Source organism: Streptomyces deserti (genome assembly GCF_054782695.1).
Genome location: NZ_BAAGRZ010000004.1, coordinates 32,231 through 51,158, shown reverse-complemented (window position 1 = coordinate 51,158; position 18,928 = coordinate 32,231). Strand labels below are relative to the sequence as shown.

General features: G+C 73.4%; 17 protein-coding genes and 1 pseudogene. 9 read left to right on the top strand and 9 right to left on the bottom strand.

Annotation, left to right across the window (positions count from 1 at the left end; all coding sequences use genetic code 11):
* Window positions 1–91: 91 nt before the first annotated feature.
* The 3 genes from ACYVMZ_RS10405 (at window position 92) to fxsA (ending at window position 3,718) form a co-directional block, all read left to right on the top strand.
* Window positions 92–1,696, top strand: coding sequence for an amidohydrolase (locus ACYVMZ_RS10405; protein WP_461077937.1), 1,605 nt, complete (start codon window positions 92–94; stop codon window positions 1,694–1,696).
* A 559-nt stretch (window positions 1,697–2,255) separates the two neighbouring features.
* Window positions 2,256–3,062, top strand: coding sequence for a polyprenol monophosphomannose synthase (locus tag ACYVMZ_RS10400; RefSeq protein ID WP_461077935.1), 807 nt, complete (start codon window positions 2,256–2,258; stop codon window positions 3,060–3,062).
* A gap of 80 nt (window positions 3,063–3,142) precedes the next feature.
* Entirely contained in the window at window positions 3,143–3,718 is a 576-nt protein-coding gene (fxsA, locus tag ACYVMZ_RS10395; protein WP_461077933.1) for an FxsA family membrane protein, read from the top strand.
* Window positions 3,719–3,842: 124 nt separating this feature from the next.
* On the opposite strand, the gene ACYVMZ_RS10390 is transcribed toward fxsA, so the two are convergent.
* The 4 genes and pseudogenes from ACYVMZ_RS10390 to yczE all read right to left on the bottom strand — a co-directional run bounded on the left by ACYVMZ_RS10390 (window position 3,843) and on the right by yczE (window position 7,332).
* The gene (locus ACYVMZ_RS10390) at window positions 3,843–4,217 is read right to left on the bottom strand and encodes an RNA polymerase-binding protein RbpA (RefSeq protein ID WP_003977404.1); all 375 of its coding nucleotides are present in this window, start codon (window positions 4,215–4,217) and stop codon (window positions 3,843–3,845) included.
* Between the two features lie 266 nt (window positions 4,218–4,483).
* On the bottom strand, window positions 4,484–5,830 hold the full coding sequence (locus ACYVMZ_RS10385) for an MFS transporter (protein ID WP_461077931.1): 1,347 nt from the start codon (window positions 5,828–5,830) through the stop codon (window positions 4,484–4,486).
* 49 nt (window positions 5,831–5,879) lie between these two features.
* Window positions 5,880–6,647 carry a glycerophosphodiester phosphodiesterase gene (locus ACYVMZ_RS10380; RefSeq protein ID WP_461077929.1) on the bottom strand — a complete coding sequence of 256 codons (768 nt, stop codon included), beginning with the start codon at window positions 6,645–6,647 and terminating at the stop codon, window positions 5,880–5,882.
* Window positions 6,644–7,332, bottom strand: a pseudogene (gene yczE, locus ACYVMZ_RS10375) (membrane protein YczE). The gene ACYVMZ_RS10380 and the pseudogene yczE overlap by 4 nt, the downstream one beginning before the upstream one ends.
* Window positions 7,333–7,396: 64 nt before the next feature.
* Here yczE and ACYVMZ_RS10370 point away from each other — a divergent pair.
* Complete coding sequence (locus ACYVMZ_RS10370; protein ID WP_461077927.1) at window positions 7,397–8,896, top strand: SCO1417 family PLP biosynthesis transcription factor; 1,500 nt, start codon at window positions 7,397–7,399, stop codon at window positions 8,894–8,896.
* A 66-nt stretch (window positions 8,897–8,962) separates the two neighbouring features.
* Here the strand turns inward: ACYVMZ_RS10370 and ACYVMZ_RS10365 are convergent, their stop codons facing one another.
* On the bottom strand, window positions 8,963–10,573 hold the full coding sequence (locus ACYVMZ_RS10365; protein WP_461077925.1) for a P-loop NTPase family protein: 1,611 nt from the start codon (window positions 10,571–10,573) through the stop codon (window positions 8,963–8,965).
* Between the two features lie 46 nt (window positions 10,574–10,619).
* Window positions 10,620–10,814: a hypothetical protein gene (locus ACYVMZ_RS10360; RefSeq protein ID WP_461077923.1), complete on the bottom strand. Its 195-nt coding sequence runs from the start codon at window positions 10,812–10,814 to the stop codon at window positions 10,620–10,622.
* 305 nt (window positions 10,815–11,119) lie between these two features.
* Between ACYVMZ_RS10360 and ACYVMZ_RS10355 the strand changes: the two genes are divergently transcribed.
* From ACYVMZ_RS10355 to ACYVMZ_RS10335, 5 genes are all read left to right on the top strand, one after another.
* Complete coding sequence (locus tag ACYVMZ_RS10355) at window positions 11,120–11,512, top strand: ankyrin repeat domain-containing protein (RefSeq protein WP_461077921.1); 393 nt, start codon at window positions 11,120–11,122, stop codon at window positions 11,510–11,512.
* 301 nt (window positions 11,513–11,813) lie between these two features.
* Window positions 11,814–13,232, top strand: a complete 1,419-nt coding sequence (locus tag ACYVMZ_RS10350; RefSeq protein ID WP_461077919.1) for a HEAT repeat domain-containing protein — start codon at window positions 11,814–11,816, stop codon at window positions 13,230–13,232.
* 182 nt (window positions 13,233–13,414) lie between these two features.
* Window positions 13,415–14,551 carry a glycosyltransferase family 4 protein gene (locus ACYVMZ_RS10345; RefSeq protein ID WP_461077917.1) on the top strand — a complete coding sequence of 379 codons (1,137 nt, stop codon included), beginning with the start codon at window positions 13,415–13,417 and terminating at the stop codon, window positions 14,549–14,551.
* Window positions 14,548–15,735 (top strand): glycosyltransferase, encoded by a 1,188-nt coding sequence (locus tag ACYVMZ_RS10340; protein WP_461077915.1) that lies wholly within the window; start codon window positions 14,548–14,550, stop codon window positions 15,733–15,735. The genes ACYVMZ_RS10345 and ACYVMZ_RS10340 overlap by 4 nt, the downstream gene beginning before the upstream one ends.
* Window positions 15,732–16,577, top strand: a complete 846-nt coding sequence (locus tag ACYVMZ_RS10335; RefSeq protein WP_461077913.1) for an SGNH/GDSL hydrolase family protein — start codon at window positions 15,732–15,734, stop codon at window positions 16,575–16,577. The genes ACYVMZ_RS10340 and ACYVMZ_RS10335 overlap by 4 nt, the downstream gene beginning before the upstream one ends.
* Window positions 16,578–16,671: 94 nt before the next feature.
* On the opposite strand, the gene ACYVMZ_RS10330 is transcribed toward ACYVMZ_RS10335, so the two are convergent.
* The 3 genes from ACYVMZ_RS10330 to ACYVMZ_RS10320 are packed head-to-tail and all read right to left on the bottom strand — an operon-like array spanning window position 16,672 to window position 18,916.
* Window positions 16,672–17,541, bottom strand: coding sequence for a 5-oxoprolinase subunit C family protein (locus ACYVMZ_RS10330; protein ID WP_461077911.1), 870 nt, complete (start codon window positions 17,539–17,541; stop codon window positions 16,672–16,674).
* On the bottom strand, window positions 17,538–18,161 hold the full coding sequence (pxpB, locus tag ACYVMZ_RS10325; RefSeq protein ID WP_461077909.1) for a 5-oxoprolinase subunit PxpB: 624 nt from the start codon (window positions 18,159–18,161) through the stop codon (window positions 17,538–17,540). The genes ACYVMZ_RS10330 and pxpB overlap by 4 nt, the downstream gene beginning before the upstream one ends.
* Window positions 18,158–18,916 carry a LamB/YcsF family protein gene (locus ACYVMZ_RS10320; RefSeq protein WP_461077907.1) on the bottom strand — a complete coding sequence of 253 codons (759 nt, stop codon included), beginning with the start codon at window positions 18,914–18,916 and terminating at the stop codon, window positions 18,158–18,160. Before ACYVMZ_RS10320 ends, pxpB begins: the two co-directional genes overlap by 4 nt.
* Window positions 18,917–18,928 lie beyond the last annotated feature (12 nt).

Genomic DNA, 18,928 nt, shown 5'->3' with positions numbered 1-18,928 from the left:
GCCACAGCCACGGTCGGCCGACTGAAGATCTGCCGCCTCCCATGACGCCCCGGATGCGGCGCAAGCGGCTGCACGCGCGAAACTGTCCGTCATGAGTGAACGCACCGCCCCGCCGAAGACCGTCCTGCTCCGCCGCGGAGAAGTCCACAGTCCTGCCGACCCGTTCGCGACCGCGATGGTCGTCGAGCGCGGCCAGGTCGCCTGGGTCGGCTCCGAGGGCGCTGCGGACGCCTTCGCGGACGGGGTCGACGAGGTGATAGACCTGGCCGGGGCGCTGGTTACCCCGGCGTTCACGGACGCGCACGTGCACACGACGGCCACCGGCCTCGCCCTCACCGGCCTCGACCTGTCCGGCGCCCCCTCCCTCGAGGCCGCCCTCACCCTCGTACGGGAGTTCGCCGCGGCACGCCCGCACGACCGTGTCCTCCTCGGGCACGGGTGGGACGCCTCCCGCTGGCCCGGCGGCCGCCCCCCGACGCGCGCCGAGCTCGACGAGGCCACCGGGGGCCGCCCGCTCTACCTCAGCCGGATCGACGTCCACTCGGCGGTCGTCACCACGGCCCTGCTCGACCTTGTCGCGGGGGACACCGGCCGTGGGGACGGTCCGCTGACCGGCGACGCCCACCACGCCGTACGCGCCGCCGCGTTGGGCGCCATCACCCCCGCCCAGCGTGCCGAGGCCCAGCGCGCCGCCCTCGCGCACGCCGTCTCGCTCGGCATCGGCACGGTCCACGAGTGCGCCGGTCCGGAGATCTCCTCCGAGGACGACTTCACCGGCCTGCTCCGGCTCGCCGCCGAGGAGCCCGGTCCGCGCGTGGTCGGCTACTGGGCCGAGCAGGACATCACCAAGGCCCGGGAACTGGGCGCGCTCGGGGCCGCGGGCGACCTGTTCGTCGACGGCGCCCTCGGCTCGCACACCGCCTGCCTGCACCGGCCGTATGCCGACGCCGACCACACCGGCACCGCCTACCTGGACGCCGCGGCGGTGGCCTCGCACGTCGTCGCCTGCACCGAGGCGGGCCTCCAGGCGGGCTTCCACGCGATCGGCGACGCCGCCGTGACCGCCGTCGTCGAGGGCGTGCGGGCCGCCGCCGAGAAGGTGGGCCTGGCCCGCGTCCGCGCCGCCCGGCACCGTGTCGAACACGCCGAGATGCTCACCCCCGAGACCATCGCGGGCTTCGCCGACCTCGGTCTGACCGCCTCCGTCCAGCCCGCCTTCGACGCGCTGTGGGGCGGCGAGGAGGGCATGTACGCCCAGCGCCTGGGTGTGGAGCGGGCGCGGTCGTTGAACCCCTTTGCGGCCCTGCTGAGCGCCGGTGTCCCGCTGGCCTTCGGATCCGACAGCCCGGTCACGCCTCTCGACCCGTGGGGCACCGTCCGGGCCGCCGCATTCCACCGAACGCCGGAACACCGCGTCTCCGTACGCGCCGCGTTCACCGCGCACACGCGCGGCGGCTGGCGGGCGGTCGGTCGGGACGACGCGGGCGTCCTGGTACCGGGCGCACCCGCCGACTACGCCGTGTGGCGCACCGGCGAACTCGTCGTCCAGGCCCCCGACGACCGCGTCGCCCGCTGGTCGACCGACCCCCGCTCCGGCACGCCCGGCCTGCCCGACCTGACTCCGGGCCGTGACCTGCCCGTCTGCCTGCGCACGGTGGTGGGCGGACGGACCGTTTTCGTACGGCCGGGCGAGTGATCTACGGGGGTGGCGCGGTGGCGATCATCCGCCCCGCCACCGTCGCGCGACCTGCGCATCCTCCGCGCTGACCAGGCCTTTGAGGCAGAATGCGCAGGTCAAACGGCTGTTGACAGGCGGCGGCGGAGGGCCGGTAGGTTCGGCCGCGTCCACCACCGGACGCCCGACCGGGGAACGTCCGCGCACTCGCCGCAGCGCCGCCGGGTCAGGGACGGTGTGCCGCAGCGGGCACCGCCACTGGGAGCCAGGCTCAGGCCGGCGCGGCGCCGGGAGAACGTTCCGGCCGGTCGGGGAGGTGTGACCCGGGTGGGGCCCGGCCGCTCAGTAGACAACGGCTTTCGGTCGATCCGCAGCCAGCGGGTCCCAGGTCGGCCCGAAGGGCGCCGGGCCCCCATCCGCCGTACGACTCCGTGCGCGGATCCCCCGCAGGCCGCCCACCGAGGGGCACGCTCTTACCCGCGTCTTGTGGAACCGACACCACCATACGAACGTCCTGTCACGTCAGCGCAGGCCGGGGACACTATGGTGGACCCCTGCGTACGGACATGAAGGGGCAGCAGTGAACGACGGCGACGGGACCCTCGCGGCAGGAGCCCAGGGGAGGAAGTTCGGTCCGCTCGGCACGGCCTTGGTGATCATCCCGACCTACAACGAGGCGGAGAACATCAAGGGCATCGTCGGCCGGGTGCGCAAGGCCGTCCCCGAGGCGCACGTGCTCGTGGCCGACGACAACAGCCCCGACGGCACGGGCAAGCTGGCCGACGAACTGGCCGCCCGGGACGACCAGGTCCACGTGCTGCACCGCAAGGGCAAGGAGGGCCTGGGCGCCGCCTACCTCGCGGGCTTCCGCTGGGGCCTGGAGCGCGACTACGGCGTGCTGATCGAGATGGACGCCGACGGCTCCCACCAGCCCGAGGAACTGCCCCGCCTGCTCACCGCCCTGAAGGGCGCCGACCTGGTGCTCGGCTCCCGCTGGGTGCCCGGCGGCCGGGTCGTGAACTGGCCCAAGTCCCGCGAGTTCATCTCCCGCGGCGGCAGCCTCTACTCGCGCCTCGCGCTCGACCTGCCGTTGAAGGACATCACCGGCGGCTACCGCGCCTTCCGCCGCGAGACCCTGGAGGGCCTCGGCCTCGACGAGGTCGCCTCCCAGGGCTACTGCTTCCAGGTCGACCTCGCCCGCCGCGCGGTCAAGGCGGGCTACCACGTCGTCGAGGTGCCCATCACCTTCGTCGAACGGGAACTGGGCGACTCCAAGATGAGCCGCGACATCCTCGTCGAGGCACTGTGGCGGGTCACGGCGTGGGGCGTGGGGGAGCGCGTCGGCAAGGTTCTGGGCCGCGACGGAAACCCGCCGTCGAAGGCGTAGACGCAAGCGAAGGCGGAGACAGGGTCGTCGTTGGTCGTGGCCTTATGCCGTGCTGAGCCGGGGCCAGGCACACTGGGGGCATGACGACTGGTGCTCACCCCTCCAGATATCCCGCCCGGCCCCGGCGATCCCGGCTGCGTACGTTCCTGCCGCTCGGCATCGCCGCGTGGCTCGTGCTGGAGATCTGGCTGCTGACGGTCGTCGCCGGCGCGTCGAACGGGCTGGTGGTCTTCCTGCTCCTGGTGGCGGGCTTCGTGCTCGGCTCTGTCGTGATCAAGCGGGCGGGACGGCGGGCCTTCCGGAACCTCACCGAGACACTGCAACAGCAGCAGAGCGGAGTAAAGCCCGCCGCGGCCCGGCCGAACAGTGAGGGCAACGGCCTGATGATGCTCGGCGGCCTGCTGCTGATGATCCCGGGCCTGGTCTCGGACGCGGTGGGCCTGCTCCTGCTGCTGCCCCCGGTCCAGAAGGCCGTGAGCCGCCGGGCGGAGCGCACCTTCGACCGCAAACTCCGCGAGGCAGGCCCGGGCACCCTCGGCGACGCCTTCAGGCAAGCCCGCATGCACCACCCGGACGGCAAGGTCGTGCACGGTGAGGTCATCAGGGACGAGCCGGGCGACGCCCCGCAGGAGCCGCGCCCTCCGCTGACGCGCTGAGCCTCTCCGAGCGGCAGACGTACGGGACAAAGACGAATAAAAAAACCGCGGGCGCCGCACTCATGTGCGGCGCCCGCGGTCACTCACTGACGTGCGCTGAAAATCCGCCCAGGCCCCGTCCGGGTCATGCAGACTTGCGGCTGTCCCGGGGGTGAACCGCGATGTTCATCGCCCCGGAGCGCAGAACCGCCAGACGCTCCTCGAGGACCTCTTCGAGTTCCTCGCGGGTGCGCCGCTCCATCAGCATGTCCCAATGCGTACGCGCGGGCTTGGCCTTCTTCTCTTCCGGGCCGTCGCCGTCCACCAGGAGTGCCTGGGCCCCGCAGACCTTGCACTCCCACTCCGGCGGGATCTCCGCCTCGACCGAGAAGGGCATCTCGAATCGGTGCCCCTTCTCGCATGCGTACTCCACGGCCTGGCGCGGAGCCAGGTCGATGCCGCGGTCCGTCTCGTAGCTGGTCACCACGAGGCGCGTGCCGCGAAGAGCTCGCTCACTCATGAATCGTGCCTCCCGGGCTTGTCGCCCACAGGACAGGTGTCGCTGTCGTCGTCATCCGGTCAACGTCCGGTCGGCGGTAAAGATTCCCGATCCGAGTCCCGTTCCGGGTCATGCGTCGCCGTCGTAGCCGCCCTTGTTGTACCCACCAGCGCCCGGTTTGTCACATCTGCTAGCAGATGTGACCCAGCGTTTCGGCATCTTTGACGCGCAGTAACGGTACGCCTGGCAGGCCAAACGCGTACACTACCGCCCTTTCGCGTCCAGTGCTAAATCCTTTCGGGTACCGGGTTGCCCGCATCGGTGATCGCACGCCGCAGTGGAACCCGTGCGAGCAGGGCGAATCCGATGACGAAGAAGGCCACCAGCGAGATGATCGCGTGCCGATAACTCCCGGTCAGCTGATAGGTGATCCCGAACAGCAGCGGGCCCAGCCAGCTCATACCGCGGTCGCTCATCTCGTAGGCCGAGAAGTACTCGGCCTCCTTGCCGGGCGGGACGAGGTGGGAGAACAGCGACCGGGACAGCGCCTGGCTGCCGCCGAGGACGAGTCCGATCCCGGCGGCCAGGACGAAGAACCACAGGGGCGCCCCGGCGGGGAGGAAGTACCCGGCCGTCAGCGTCACCGTCCACGCGACCAGCGAGCCCAGGATCGTCCGCTTCGCTCCGAACGTCCGGGCCAGACGCCCCATGGTCAGCGCGCCCGCCACCGCCAGGAGCTGCACCAGCAGCACGGCGCCGATGAGTGTCGACTGCCCGAGGCCCAGCTCCTCGGAGCCGTAGACCGAGGCCTGGGAGATCACCGTCTGGATGCCGTCGTTGTAGACGAGGTACGCGAGCAGGAAGGCGAGCGTCAGCGGGTGGCGGCGCATGTCGCGCACGGTCGCGGCGAGTTGCCGGAATCCCGGCAGGGCCGCTTCCCGCGCGGGCGACCTGCGGTCGCGCAGCCGGCGCAGCGGTACGAGCGCGAAGGCGCCCCACCACAGGCCGGCCGAGGCCAGGCAGATGCGGACCGCCGTGCTCTCGGAGAGGCCGAAGCTGTCGTGGCCGGTGTAGAGGACGAGGTTCAGGACGAGGACCAGCGAACCCGCCGCGTATCCGAACGCCCAGCCGCGGGAGGAGACCGCGTCGCGTTCCTCGGGCGGGGCGATCTGCGGCAGGTAGGAGTTGTAGAGCATCATCGCGACGGACTGTGCCGCGTTCGCGACGATGAGCAGCGCCCCGCCGAGCAGATAGCGGTCGCCGTCGAGGAAGAACATGCCGGTCGTGGCCGCGGCCCCGGTGTAGGCGGCGGCCGCGAGGAGGGGCTTCTTGCGGCCGGTGCGGTCGGCGGCGGCGCCGACCAGGGGCATCAGCAGTACGGCCAGGATCACCGACACGGACACCGAGTAGGCGAAGAAGGAGCCCGCGCGCACCGGGATGCCCAGGGGGTGGACGTATCCGTCCGCGTCCGCCGCCGATTCGGCGACCGAGGTCAGGTAGGGGCCGAGGAAGACGGTGAGCACGCTCGTCGAGTAGACGGAGCAGGCCCAGTCGTAGAAGTACCAGCCGCGCTGCTCGCGCTTGAGTCCGGCGGCCTCGTCGGCCTGCGGTGTCCGCACGGTGTCGGTGCCCACCCGTGCCCTCGCTTCCCCGTGAACGCGCAAAGGCGCCGGGCCGGGGGCCTCAGACCCAGACGCCGCGGTCCTCCATGACCTTGCGCAATGTGTCGATGTGATCGGTCATGATGCCATCCACGCCCAGGTCCAGGAGCCGGTGCATCTGCGCGGGATCGTTGACCGTCCACACGTGCACGTGCAGCCCGCGCGCGTGAGCGGTGCGCAGGAAGCGGTGGTCCACCACCTGGATGCCGGACTGGACCTCAGGAACCTGGGCGGCGACGGCGGAGCGGCGCACCGCGGCCGGGAGTCCCCACGAGCGCAGCCGCAGGTTCAGCACGCCGCGCGTGCCGTACGACGTCGCCAGGCGCGGCCCGGCCAGCCGCTGGGCGCGCACCACGCGCGCCTCGGAGAACGAGCCCAGGCAGATCCGGTCCCAGGAGTTGGTCCGCTCGACCAGGTCCAGGAAGGGCAGGAGGGCCGGTTCCGCCTTGACGTCGACGTTCCAGCGCACGTCGGGGAAGGTCTCCAGGAGCTCCTCGAAGAGGGGCACCGGTTCCTCGCCCGCCACGCGCGCGTGGCGTACCTCCTGCCAGGGCAGGTCGGCGATCCGGCCCGCGCCGTCCGTCACCCGGCCCAGGGTCGCGTCGTGGAAGGCGACGAGCTTGCCGTCCCGGGTGGCGTGGATGTCGGTCTCGATGTACCGGTAGCCCGCCTCGACCGCGCGGCGGAACTGCCGCACGGTGTTCTCCAGGCCGTCCGCGGCCCCGCCCCGGTGAGCGAAGGCGATCGGGCCGGGATGGTCGAGGTAGGGGTGCCGTATCGCGGAGGTCACGGACGCAGTATCGCTCCTCGGGGTTGACCGGTGGCAACGACGGTGCTGCCGCCGGATGCCGGGGGGACGGCGAACAGGCGCAGGAACAGCTGGGCGAACGGGCCGATCGACACCGCGTACAGGAGGGTGCCGACGCCGATCGTGCCGCCCAGGAGGAAGCCCGTCACCACGACGGTGACCTCGATGGCCGTGCGCACCACCCGGATCGACAGCCCCGTGCGCCGGTGCAGTCCCGTCATGAGGCCGTCCCTGGGGCCCGCGCCGAAGCGCGCCGCGATGTACAGGCCGGTCGCCGCGCCGTTCAGGACGATCCCCGCCACCATCACGGGAACCCGGACCGCAAGGTGCGGGCGTCGGGCACCACGGCCAGCGTGGCGTCCATCGCGACGCCGATCACCAGGACGTTGGAGATCGTGCCCAGCCCCGGCCGCTGGCGCAGCGGGATCCACAGGAGCAGCACCGCCGCGCCGACGATGGTCAGGACCGCGCCGATCGACAGGCCGGTCCGCTCCGCGAGGCCCTGGTGCAGCACGTTCCACGGCTCCAGCCCGAGCCCCGATCTGACGAGGAGCGCCGAGCTCGCGCCGTACAGCGCGAGACCGGCGTAGAGCTGCAGCAGCCGCCGTGCGAGATGCCCTTGCGTGGACACGATGTGCCCCCCTGTGGTGGAAGTGGCCTGACGCATGACACCCTGTGGCTTGGAAGGAAGAGCCATCCATGGCCAATTCGGGGAAGGTGGACTGATTTCCATGACGCAGTGGACCTCGGCCGTGGGTGCGGCGCAGCTTGCCCGGTTGCTGAAATCCCAGCAGGACCGCCCGGCGGGGCCGGGCACGCGGCGCCCGCCCGCCTACCGGGCGCTCGCCGACGGCATCCGTCTGCTGGTCCTGGAGGGACGCGTGCCGGTGGCCGCCCGGTTGCCCGCCGAGCGCGAGCTCGCCCTGTCCCTGTCCGTCAGCCGGACCACGGTCGCCGCCGCCTACGAGGCCCTGCGCAGCGAGGGGTTCCTGGAGTCGCGGCGCGGCGCGGGCAGCTGGACCGCCGTGCCGGCCGGCAATCCGCTGCCGGCGCGTGGTCTGGAGCCCCTGCCGCCCGAGGCCCTCGGCTCGATGATCGACCTCGGCTGCGCCGCGCTGCCCGCGCCGGAGCCGTGGCTGACGCGGGCCGTGCAGGGCGCCCTGGAGGAGCTGCCGCCGTACGCGCACACCCACGGCGACTACCCCGCCGGGCTGCCCGCGCTGCGCGCGATGATCGCGGAGCGCTATGCCGCGCGAGGGATCCCGACCATGCCCGAGCAGATCATGGTGACGACCGGCGCGATGGGCGCCATTGACGCCATCTGCCATCTCTTCGCGGGGCGCGGCGAGCGCGTGGCCGTCGAGTCGCCCTCGTACGCCAACATCCTCCAGCTGATGCGGGAGGCCGGAGCCCGGCTCGTGCCGGTCGCGATGGCCGAGGGGCTCTCCGGCTGGGACATGGACCGCTGGCGGCAGGTCCTGCGGGACGCCGCGCCCCGCATCGCGTACGTCGTCGCCGACTTCCACAACCCGACCGGCGCGCTCGCCGACGAGGACCAGCGGCGGCAATTGGTGGACGCGGCGCGGTCGGCGGGGACAGTGCTGGTCGCCGACGAGACGATGAGCGAACTGTGGCTGGACGCGGATGTCGAGATGCCGCGGCCCGTGTGCTCGTTCGACCCGGCCGGGTCCACCGTGATCACGGTCGGCTCGGCGAGCAAGGCCTTCTGGGCCGGCATGCGCATCGGGTGGGTGCGGGCGGCTCCCGATGTGATCCGCAGCCTGGTCGCGGCGCGCGCCTACGCCGACCTGGGCACGCCCGTGCTGGAGCAGCTGGCCGTGAACTGGCTGTTCAGCACGGGGGGTTGGGCGCAGGCCGTCGACGTGCGGCGGCAGCAGGCCCGGGAGAACCGGGACGCGCTGGTGGCGGCGGTGCGGCGGGAGCTGCCCGGCTGGGAGTTCGAGGTGCCCAAGGGCGGGCTCACGCTGTGGGTGCGCACCGGGGGACTCTCGGGGTCGCGGCTGGCCGAGGCCGGGGAGCGGGTGGGCGTGCGGGTGCCGTCCGGGCCGCGCTTCGGCGTCGACGGCGCGTTCGAGGGGTATGTGCGGCTGCCGTTCACGGTGGGCGGGGCGGTGGCGGAGGAGGCGGCCGCGCGGTTGGCGGCGGCTGCGCGGTTGGTGGAGGCGGGTGGGGCGGGGAGTGCGGAGGCGCCGCGTACGTTCGTTGCGTAGGTGCCCGGCGTCGCCGTTTGGGGCCGGTGGTGTGCGCAGCGCGGTGAGGTGCCGCCGGCTGCTCCGCTACTTGGTCTCCGCCGCCACCGCCGCCTCTGCGGGTACCGGCTCCGCTTCCGTCGGCTCCGGTTCCGGGTCCGGCCGGGGTTCCCTTTCCGCCTCCGCCGGGGTCGTGCGCGGCGGAAGGAGGTCCTGCACCGCCAGCCGGTGCGTCTCGCTGGTCGCCTCGTCGTAGGGGTTCGGCGTCGCCGGGACCTGGAGGCGGTGGACCGGGCCCGTGCCGAGGCGGGCGTAGCCGCGGCCGGGCGGGACGGAGTCGACCGGCGTGGTGTGCGGGGGTGCGCCCAGGACGGTCTCCACCTGCTCGGCGGTCGCCGCGCCGAGGACGACACGCGCGCGCGTGTGCTGTCGTACCGCGTCGCTCAGCGTCTCCAGGCTGTCCAGTTGGTCGGCGATGACCACCGTCACGTTCGCCGGGCGGCCGTGCCGCAGCGGGACCTGGAGCAGGGACTGCGGGTCCTTGCGGCCGCCGGCGGCCGCAAGGTGCGTGAACGCGCTCGGGCGGTCCAGGAGGATCCACAGGGGGCGCTTGGTGTCGTCCGGCGGCGGGTGGCCGGCCTGGTGGGCGCGGTTGGCGGCGATCAGCCGGCGCTCCGTCTCGTGCGCGGCCCACTCCAGGCTCGCCAGCGCCCCGGTGAGCCCGCACTCGACGGCCAAGACGCCGGCCCGGCCGGTCAGGCAGGCGTACTCGCCGGTGCCGCCGCCGTCGACGATGACGACGTCGCCCTGCTGGAGGGCCTGCAGGGCGATGCAGCGCAGCAGGGTGGAGGTGCCGCTGCCCGGCTGGCCCAGGGCGAGCAGGTGGGGCTCGGTGGAGCGGATGCCCGTGCGCCAGACGACCGGGGGCACGTCACGCTGTTCCTCCCCGTAGGTGAGAGGGAGTGTGCGCTGGACCTCGGTCGGGTCGGTGAAGCCGAGGACCGTCTCGCCAGGGGCGGTGACGAAACGCTGGGCGGCGATGTCGGCGGGCAGCGGCGCGAGGACGGTGACGGTGAGCTGGTTGCCCTCCTCGTCCCAGGCGAAGTGGTACTCGCGGCCCCGCCCCGACTTCGCGGCGAGGAGGTGTTCGATCCGGGCGCGGGACTCGGCCTCGCCGTCCGGGAAGTACGCCGGGTAACTGATCACCAGGTACGCGATCCGGCCCGTGCCGTCGAACTCGTACTCGGGGAAGGCCTTCTCCCACTCACCGCCGTGCGCGTACAGGGGCGCCGGGTCCTCGGCGGCCGAGAAGTACGGCACCAGGGCCTCGTACAGCGACTTCAGCCGCTGGATCTGCGACTCGTCGGGGCCGTCGGGCGCGGCAGGGGCGCGGTCCCGGCCCTGCCAGGCTGCCGCCGCCATCAGCGTGATGACGGCGAGCAGCGGTCCATACGGCACCAGCGCCACGACCAGGACCACCGAGGCCACCAGGAACAGCAGCGCTCCGCGCTTTTCCTTGGGGGTGTCGGTCCACTTGCGTCGCCCGGCCGAGGCCAGCCGGCGCAGACCACGGGTGATCGTGATCAGCGGGTGGAGGATGTCGGTGGCGCTGTCGGCCGCCGTCCGGGCCAGCTCCCGGCTCCGGGCGAGCTGTGCGCCGCCGTTGCTCAGAATGCGGGGGAGGGGGCGCCGGGCCACTGCTGCCTCCTGAGGGTGCGTACGGGCGTGGGGGATGTCAGGAGGGTCAGAACTTGATGCCGCCGAGGAGGCTCGCCAGGCTCTCGCCGCCCGCCTTGATGCTCGGGGCGATGGCCGTGCTCGCGAGGTAGAAGCCGAACAGGACCGCGATGATGGCGTGGACCGGCTTGAGCCCGTCCTTGCGCAAGAAGATGAAGACGACGATGCCGAGCAGGACCACGCCTGAGATGGAGAGGATCATGTGGGGTCTCCTGGTTCGCGGGGACAGTCACCATGAGTACTTCCAGGCTCACAGGATGTATCCATACTATTAAAGGTGCAACTGGGTGAATTTGGGGCGTTTTGCCCCGCGTGGCGGAGTGGTCATTGGCCCGGTTGAGCCCGGCTCTTGCGTACGGGCGGGTCTGCGGTGATCTTTACCTCGGGCACATCGGGTCATGTGCCGCGCGAGCCAGTACCCTGGCGATTCACTCGTACGGCCGCACCACGCGGGCGTGCACGCAGTCCCGACGTTCACGACGTTCACAGTGAGAGGCGGTCCGGCCGATGACCGAAGCCCCCGACCCCGAGGTCGTGGAGCTGGCGACCAAGATCTTCGATCTGGCCCGGCGAGGCCGGACCGAGGAGCTCGTGGCGTACGTCGACGCGGGCGTTCCGGCCAACCTCACCAACGACCGCGGTGACTCGCTCGTCATGCTCGCCGCCTACCACGGTCACGCCGAGGCGGTCCGCGCGCTGCTCGCCCGCGGCGCCGAGGCCGACCGGATCAACGACCGAGGCCAGACCCCGCTCGCGGGGGCGGTCTTCAAGGGTGAGACGGAAGTGATCAAGGCTCTGCTGGAAGGCGGCGCCGATCCGTCCGCGGGCACGCCCTCGGCCGTCGACACGGCCCGGATGTTCGGCCGGACGGAACTGCTCGAACTCTTTGGCGAGCACTGAACCGAACGCTCTGACCAGCGACAACACGGAAAACGGGGGAGGCGGTACGGGGCCGCCGAAATTTCGGTCGCGGCAGGTCTGACTGCCGAGTCATCATGACGTCGTGGTTCACGGACGTGATGGCCGGGCAGCTGTTGCCGCACCGCGCGGACCGTGACGCGGTCCGCATGGGCCCACCGACGAGAGGCAGAGGAAGATGGTCTACAGCAAGCAGGAAACGGCGGGCGCCCCGACGTGTTGTCACGCGGCCAGGTAATGCACGTCCCCGGTTGCGTCGACGCTTGATGTGAGGCTGTTTCCCATGTTCGATCCGGTCATAGCGCCCAGCGGTACGCTGCTCGGCCTGCTCCAGCGGGGTCGCGGCGACGGCACGCTGCACGCGCTCACCGCACCGCGCGCCGAGGCACTCGCGGCGCTGAACCACTGTGTGCTGCGCGACCCCCGTCACGACTGGCAGCTGGAGAACCGCTCCCTCTACTACGCCCGCCTGTACCTCGACCTGCACGGCGAACTGGACGCGATCGAGGCCCACCTCTTCGACCCCGAGGACATCCTCGACACCGACGAGTCCCGCACCGGACTCGCCCTGGCCGTCCTCGGCCACCTCGCCTCCTACGGCAGGCGGGACGCGCTCGACCTGCTGCGCAGGTACGCCGCCCACGGCTCCAACTGGGCCTGGGCCCTGGACGAACTGGCGCTGCGCGACGACGACGCGGGGCTGCGCGCCCTTGCCGTACCCGTCCTGGCGCGTTTCCCGGCCGATCCGGAGGGCGAGGCCGAGCTGGCCGCCGCCGTCCGTGACGCCTTCGAACCCCGGCCCTGGCGGCTGTGGGCCGAGGATCCGCGCGAATCCATCGCCACGCGCGTGCGTGCCGCACAGGAGACCGGCTCTTTCGACCGCTGGCAGCGGCAGATGCGACCCACCGGGCCCCGTCCGGGGTGGAGCGTGCAGGCCGTCTTCGCATGGGCCCAGCAGGGCCTCGAACGCGGCGCCGCCCTGTACGTACCTGCCGCCCGCTGCCTCACCGCCGTGGCGGGCCCCGAGGACCGGCCCGAGATCGTCCAGGCAGCCAAGGACGGCTCCGAGGGGGCCCGGTGCACCGCCCTGCGGTACCTCGCCGACACCAACGATCCCGCTGCCCTGGACCTGATCGAGGGTGCCGTGGCCACCGGTTCGACGGTCGTCGTCGAGGCCGCCGTCGACGCCTTCGAACGCATGCGCAGTGTCGCCGCCGTCGACCGGGCGCGCGGCTGGGCCCGGCGGCCGGACGAGCTGGGGGCCGCCGCGGGCCGCGTCCTCGCCTGCCGGGGTGGCACCCAGGACCGCGACCTGGTCCTCGCGGCCCTGCGGGAAGCCGTACGGGGCGAGGGCCCCGACGCGCCGACCCTGTGGACCCTCGTCGACGGCACCGGACGGCTCGGCATCGCCTGCGCCGCACCCGTGCTGCGCCACATCTACCGCGAGACCGCCTCCTCCCATCTGCGTGGCCGGGCCGCCCGCGCCCTCGCCGCCACCGACCCCTCCTTCCCGACCGGCTTCGCCGTCGAGTGCCTCTGGGACTGCGAGGAGACCACCCGCGAACTCGCCGCCCGGCACGCCGAGACCGGTGACACCCGGGTCGTCGAGCGCCTGCGCCGACTCGCCGCCGATCCGGCCGAGGAGGCCGAGGTCCAGACCGCCGTACGCAGCCGGATCGGTCCCGAGGAAACCGCTGTGTGACCCCCTGCCCGGACTTCTCACCCGCGCCGCGCCCCCCGGGTGAACGAGGAGTGACCCGCAGGTCAGGTGACCGTGGCCGAAACCTGACCTGCTCGGGTGCGCTGCGCAACGCTCATGGGACGTTCCTCGTTCGGAAAGATCCACGTTGACGCGGCCACGTCCAGGACGGCGACAACACCGGTATGCGTGTCGTCATCGTGACCGAATCCTTTCCCCCCGATGTGAACGGCGTGGCCCACTGCGCGCTCCAGACCGCCCGGCACCTCGTAGATCGCGGTCACCTTCCGCTGGTCGTCGCGCCCGCCCCGGCTCCCGGGAGCGAGCCTGACGGCCTTGCGCCGTGCACCGGCGTCCCCATCGTCCGCGTACCCTCCCTCCCGCTCCCGGGCTACCCCCAGGTCCGCGTCGCCCTCCCCAGCCGGCGCCTGGCCGCGGCTCTCGTCGAGCACCGTGCCGAAGTCGTCCACCTGGCCAGCCCTTTCGTCCTCGGCGTCCGCGGCATGGCCGCCGCCGCCCGGCTCGGCATCCCCGCCGTGGCCGTCTACCAGACCGACCTCGCCGGATACGCCCGCACCTACATGGGCGCGGGCGAGGCCGCCGCCTGGCGGCGCATCCGCTCCGTGCACGCCGCCGCCGACCTCACCCTCGCCCCGTCCAGCGCGTCCCTGCGCGACCTGGAGGCGCACGGCGTGCCCCGGGTCAAGCTGTGGCCGCGCGGCGTGGACACCGTCCGCTTCCGTCCCGACCTGCGCGACAAGGCGCTGCGCCGCGAACTCGCCCCGAACGGCGAGCTGATCGTCGGCTACGTCGGCCGGCTCGCGCCCGAGAAGCAGGTCGAACTCCTGGCCGGGGCCTGCGGCCTGGAGGGCGTCCGTGTCGTGGTCGTCGGCGACGGGCCCAGCCGACCGCACCTGGAGCAGGCGCTGCCCGGCGCGGTGTTCCTGGGCCGCCGTACCGGCGACGACCTAGCGCGGGTCTTCGCCTCGCTGGACGTCTTCGTGCACACCGGCCCGTTCGAGACCTTCTGCCAGACCGTGCAGGAGGCCATGGCCAGCGGTGTGCCCGTCGTGGCGCCGGCCGCCGGCGGCCCGCTGGACCTGGTCGCCCACGGGCGCACCGGGCTGCTGGTCCCGCCGCGTGACGCGGCCGCCGTACGGGACGCCGTGTGGTCCCTGGCCACCGACCCCGGCCTGCGGGTCGCGTACGGTGCCGCCGCGCGCGCCATGGTCGAGGGGCGCACCTGGGCGGCCGTCGGCGACCAGCTGATCGGGCACTACGCGGACGTGCTCGCCGCGCGCAGGCCGGTGGTGGCGGCATGAACGGCACACGGCCGCGCAACGTCACCGGAGCATCGCTGCGGATCGTCCGGCTCGCGAACTTCGTCGCGCCCGCGTCCGGCGGTCTGCGCACCGCGCTGCGCGAACTCGGCAAGGGCTTCAAGGCGGCAGGGCACGAGCCCGTCCTCATCGTCCCCGGAGAGCGCCCGAGCGACCGGGACACCGAACAGGGCCGGGTGATCACCCTGCCCGGGCCGCTGCTGCCCGGCACCGGCGGCTACCGCGTGCTCACCGACAAACGCCGGGTGGCCCGGCTCCTGGAGGAACTCGCCCCCGACCGCCTGGAGGTCTCGGACCGCACGACCCTGAGGTGGACCGGCAAGTGGGCGCGACGGGCCCGCGTCCCCGCCGTGATGGTCTCCCACGAGACCGCCGACGGCGTCCTGCGCACCTGGGGCCTGCCGGAGGCGGCGGCCCGGCGCACCGCCGACGCGCTCAACATCCGTACGGCCCACACGTACTCGCGTGTCGTGTGCACCACGGAGTTCGCCGAGCGGGAGTTCGTGCGGATCGGCGCCCGCAACGTCGTACGGGCTCCGCTCGGCGTCGACCTGGAGGAGCGGCACCCGGCGCTGCACGACCCAGGGCTGCGGGCCCGGCACGCGCGCGTGGACGAGACGCTGCTCGTGATGTGCTCCCGGCTGTCCGTGGAGAAGCGGCCCGGTACGGCGCTGGACGCGCTGGAGGCGCTGCGGCGGCGCGGGCGGCGGGCGGTGCTGGTGGTGGCCGGGGACGGTCCGTTGCGGGCCCGGCTCGAACAGCGCGCGCGGGAGCGGAGCCTGCCGGTCACCTTCCTGGGCCACGTCTCCGACCGCGGGCTGCTCGGTGCGCTTCAGGCGTCCGCGGACGTGTGCCTGGCGCCGGGGCCCGCCGAGACGTTCGGGCTGGCCGCGCTGGAGGCGATGGCGTGCGGCACGCCCGTGGTGGCGAGCGCGTCCTCCGCGCTGCCCGAGGTGATCGGCTCGGCGGGTGCCGTCGCGGCGGACCACGGGGAGGCCTTCGCGGACGCCGTGGACCTGCTGACGGAACGCCCGGAGGCCGACCGGCGCGAGGTGGCACGCGCGCGTGCGGAGTGCTTCGGGTGGAGCGCGGCCGTCGCGGCGTTCCTCGAGGCGCACGACGCGACGGTCGCGCAGCGCCCGTCCGTGGTCGGAGGCCTCGCATGAGACCGGCGGGTTTCGTCGCCCTCGGTGACTCGCTGACCGAAGGCGTGGGCGACCCCGTCGGCGACGGGTGGCGCGGCTGGGCCGCGCTGCTCGCCGCCGGGCTCGCCGAGGAACCCGTGGACTTCACCAACCTCGCCGTGAGCGGGGCGCAGACGCGTGACGTGCTGGAGACGCAACTGCCCGCCGCCCTGGGCCTGCGGCCCGACCTCGTGTCCGTCGTCATCGGCGTCAACGACACGCTGCGCTGCACCTTCGACATCCGTGCCGTGGCCGCCCGGCTCGACACGGTGTACTCGGCCCTCACCGGGCAGGGCGCGGTCCTGCTCACCGCGTGTCTGCCCGACCCGGGCGCGATGCTCGGGCTGCCGGGCGCGCTGGCCCGTCCGCTGGCCCGGCGGCAGAGGGCCGTGAACACGGTGGTCCACGCGCTGTCCGACCGGTACGGCGCGGTGCACCTGCATGCGTGCGAGGGCGACTGGATCACCGATCGCGCCATGTGGAGCGCGGACCGGCTGCACCCGGGCGAGCGGGGGCACCGGCAGTTCGCGGTGCGCTTCCACGCGCTGCTGACGGAGCACGGTCTGGCGACAGGGCCCCCGCCCCTGACCGAGCCGGAGTTCCCCGCACCCACGAAGACGGCGAGCCTGTGGTGGCTGGCCACGGCCGGCACCGGCTGGGTGGCCCGCCGCTGCACCGACCTGCTGCCGCAGCTGCTGACGCTCGCCGCCGACGAGATGCGGCACCGCGCCCGGGGCACCAGCGCCCGGCTCGACCTGGGGGCGTCCGCGGCGGTGTCGGCGGCGCTGGCCGCGCTGTCGGTGGGGGAGCAAGCAGCAGCCTGATGCGGCCCAGGGGCAGTCCTAGGGCAGCTCAGCGTCATGCTGCTGGGGGCTCAGCGCCATGCTGCCTGGAGCTCAGCGCCATGCGACCTGGGGCTCAGCGGCGGCGGACCGCCACGAAGCGCACCGGAGTGCCCGGCACGGCCTGTGCGGCGGCCGGGAGGTCGGCGGCGCGGACCACGGCGATCACCGGATAGCCCCCGGTGGTCGGGTGGTCGGCCAGGAACACCACCGGCATGCCGTCGGGCGGGACCTGGACCGCGCCGAGCACCATGCCCTCGCTGGGGAGTTCCTCCGACCGGGCCCGCTCCAGGGCGGGTCCGGTGGTGCGCAGCCCGATGCGGTTGCTCGCGGGGGAGACGCGGTACGCGCGCGAGGTGAAGGCCCGTACGGCTTCCGGGGTGAACCAGTCGTCGCGCGGGCCGAGCGTCACGCGGAGCACGAGTTCGGCCGGGGGCGCCGGCTGCGGGGCGACGTCCACGCGCGCGTGGAGCTCCTGAGGAGTGCCCAGGGGCAGCACGACGCCGTCCGTGAGGGGCGCCGGGCCGAGGCCCGACAGCAGGTCGGTCGAGCGGCTGCCGAGCACCGGCTCGACGGCGATGCCGCCGGAGACGGCCACGTAGCTGCGCACGCCGGTTGTGGCGGGTCCGACGTCCAGCAGCGCCCCGGCGGGCACGCGGACCGGCGTGCCCCAGGGGACCGGGCGTCCGTTCACCGTGACGCGGCAGGGCGCGCCCCCGACTGCCGCGGTGACCGCCGAACGGGGCCGTACGGCACAGCCGGTGAGGGTCGTCTCCAGGACAGCCGCCTCGGACGGATTGCCGACGAGCCGGTTGACCAGCGCCGCGGCGGGCCCGTCCAGCGCTCCGGAGCGGGGCACGCCGAGGTGGGCGTGACCGGGGCGCCCCCGGTCCTGGACGGTGGTCAGGGCCCCGGCGCGTACGACGGCGAGCGCGCGGTCCGTCATGACGCCTCCGTCTCGACCGGAACGAAGCGCACGCGCGTGCCCGGCGACAACAGAGCGGCCGGCACGCGCGCGTGGTCCCACAGGACGACGTCCGTCGTGCCGATCAGCTGCCAGCCGCCCGGCGACGAGCGCGGGTACACGCCCGTGTACGGCCCCGCCAGCGCGACCGACCCTGCCGGGACCGCCGTGCGCGGGGTGGCCCGGCGCGGGACGTCGTAGCGCGGCGGCAGCCCGGTGAGATAGCCGAAGCCGGGCGCGAACCCGCAGAAGGCGACCCGGAATTCGGTCGCGGCATGGATGCGCGCCACGTCCTCTTCGGGGACATCCCAGTGGGCGGCCACGTCGGCCAGGTCCGGGCCGTCGTAGCGCACCGGGATCTCGACCACCTCACGCGCGCGTGGGGGCGCGGGCGGCACGTCGGTGGCGGTCAGTTCGGAGGCGAGCCGGGCCGGGTCGGCGAGACCGTCGAGGAGGACCGTACGGGCCGCGGGCACGATCTCGCGGACCGTCAGCGCGCCCTCCGCGCGGCGCCGCAGCAGCTCCGCGTGCAGCGCCTGGGCCTCGTCGCCCGAGGCGACCTCGACGAGCAGGGCGTCATCGCCGACCGGCAGGACTCTCATGCGAACGCCTCCACCCGGACACCGGACGCCTCGAGCCGTTCCCGGACCCGGCGCGCCAGGTCCACCGCGCCGGGCGTGTCGCCGTGCAGGCACAGGGAACGCGCGCGTACCGCGATCCGTGCCCCGGAGCGGGAGGTGACCTCACCCGAGCGGGCCAGGCTCACCGAGCGCTCCACGACGGCCGCCGGGTCGGTGATCACGGCGCCCTCCTCCCGGCGCGGCACGAGCGTGCCCTCGTCGGTGTACGCGCGGTCCGCGAACGCCTCCGTGACGACGGGCAGCCCCGCCTTCCCGGCCAGTTCCAGCAGACGTGAGCCGGGCAGGCCGAGCACGGGCAGCGTGGCGTCCGCGAGGAGCACCCCGTCGACGACCGCACCGGCCTGCTCCTCGTCGTGGACCACCCGGTTGTAGAGCGCTCCGTGCGGCTTGACGTACGCCACGCGGGCGCCCGCCGCACGGGCGAAGACCTCCAGGGCGCCGATCTGGTAGGCCACCTCGGCGGCCAGTTCGGCGGGCGGCACGTCCATCGCGCGCCGCCCGAACCCTGCCAGGTCCCTGTAGGAGACCTGGGCGCCGATCCGCACCCTCCGCTCGGCCGCCAGCTCGCACACCCGCCGCATGGTGATCGCGTCCCCGGCGTGGAAGCCGCAGGCCACGTTGGCGCTGGTGACGACGGACAGCAGGCGCTCGTCGTCGGTGAGCCGCCAGCGGCCGAAGCCCTCGCCGAGGTCGGCGTTCAGATCGATCGAGGTCATGGTTCCAGTGTC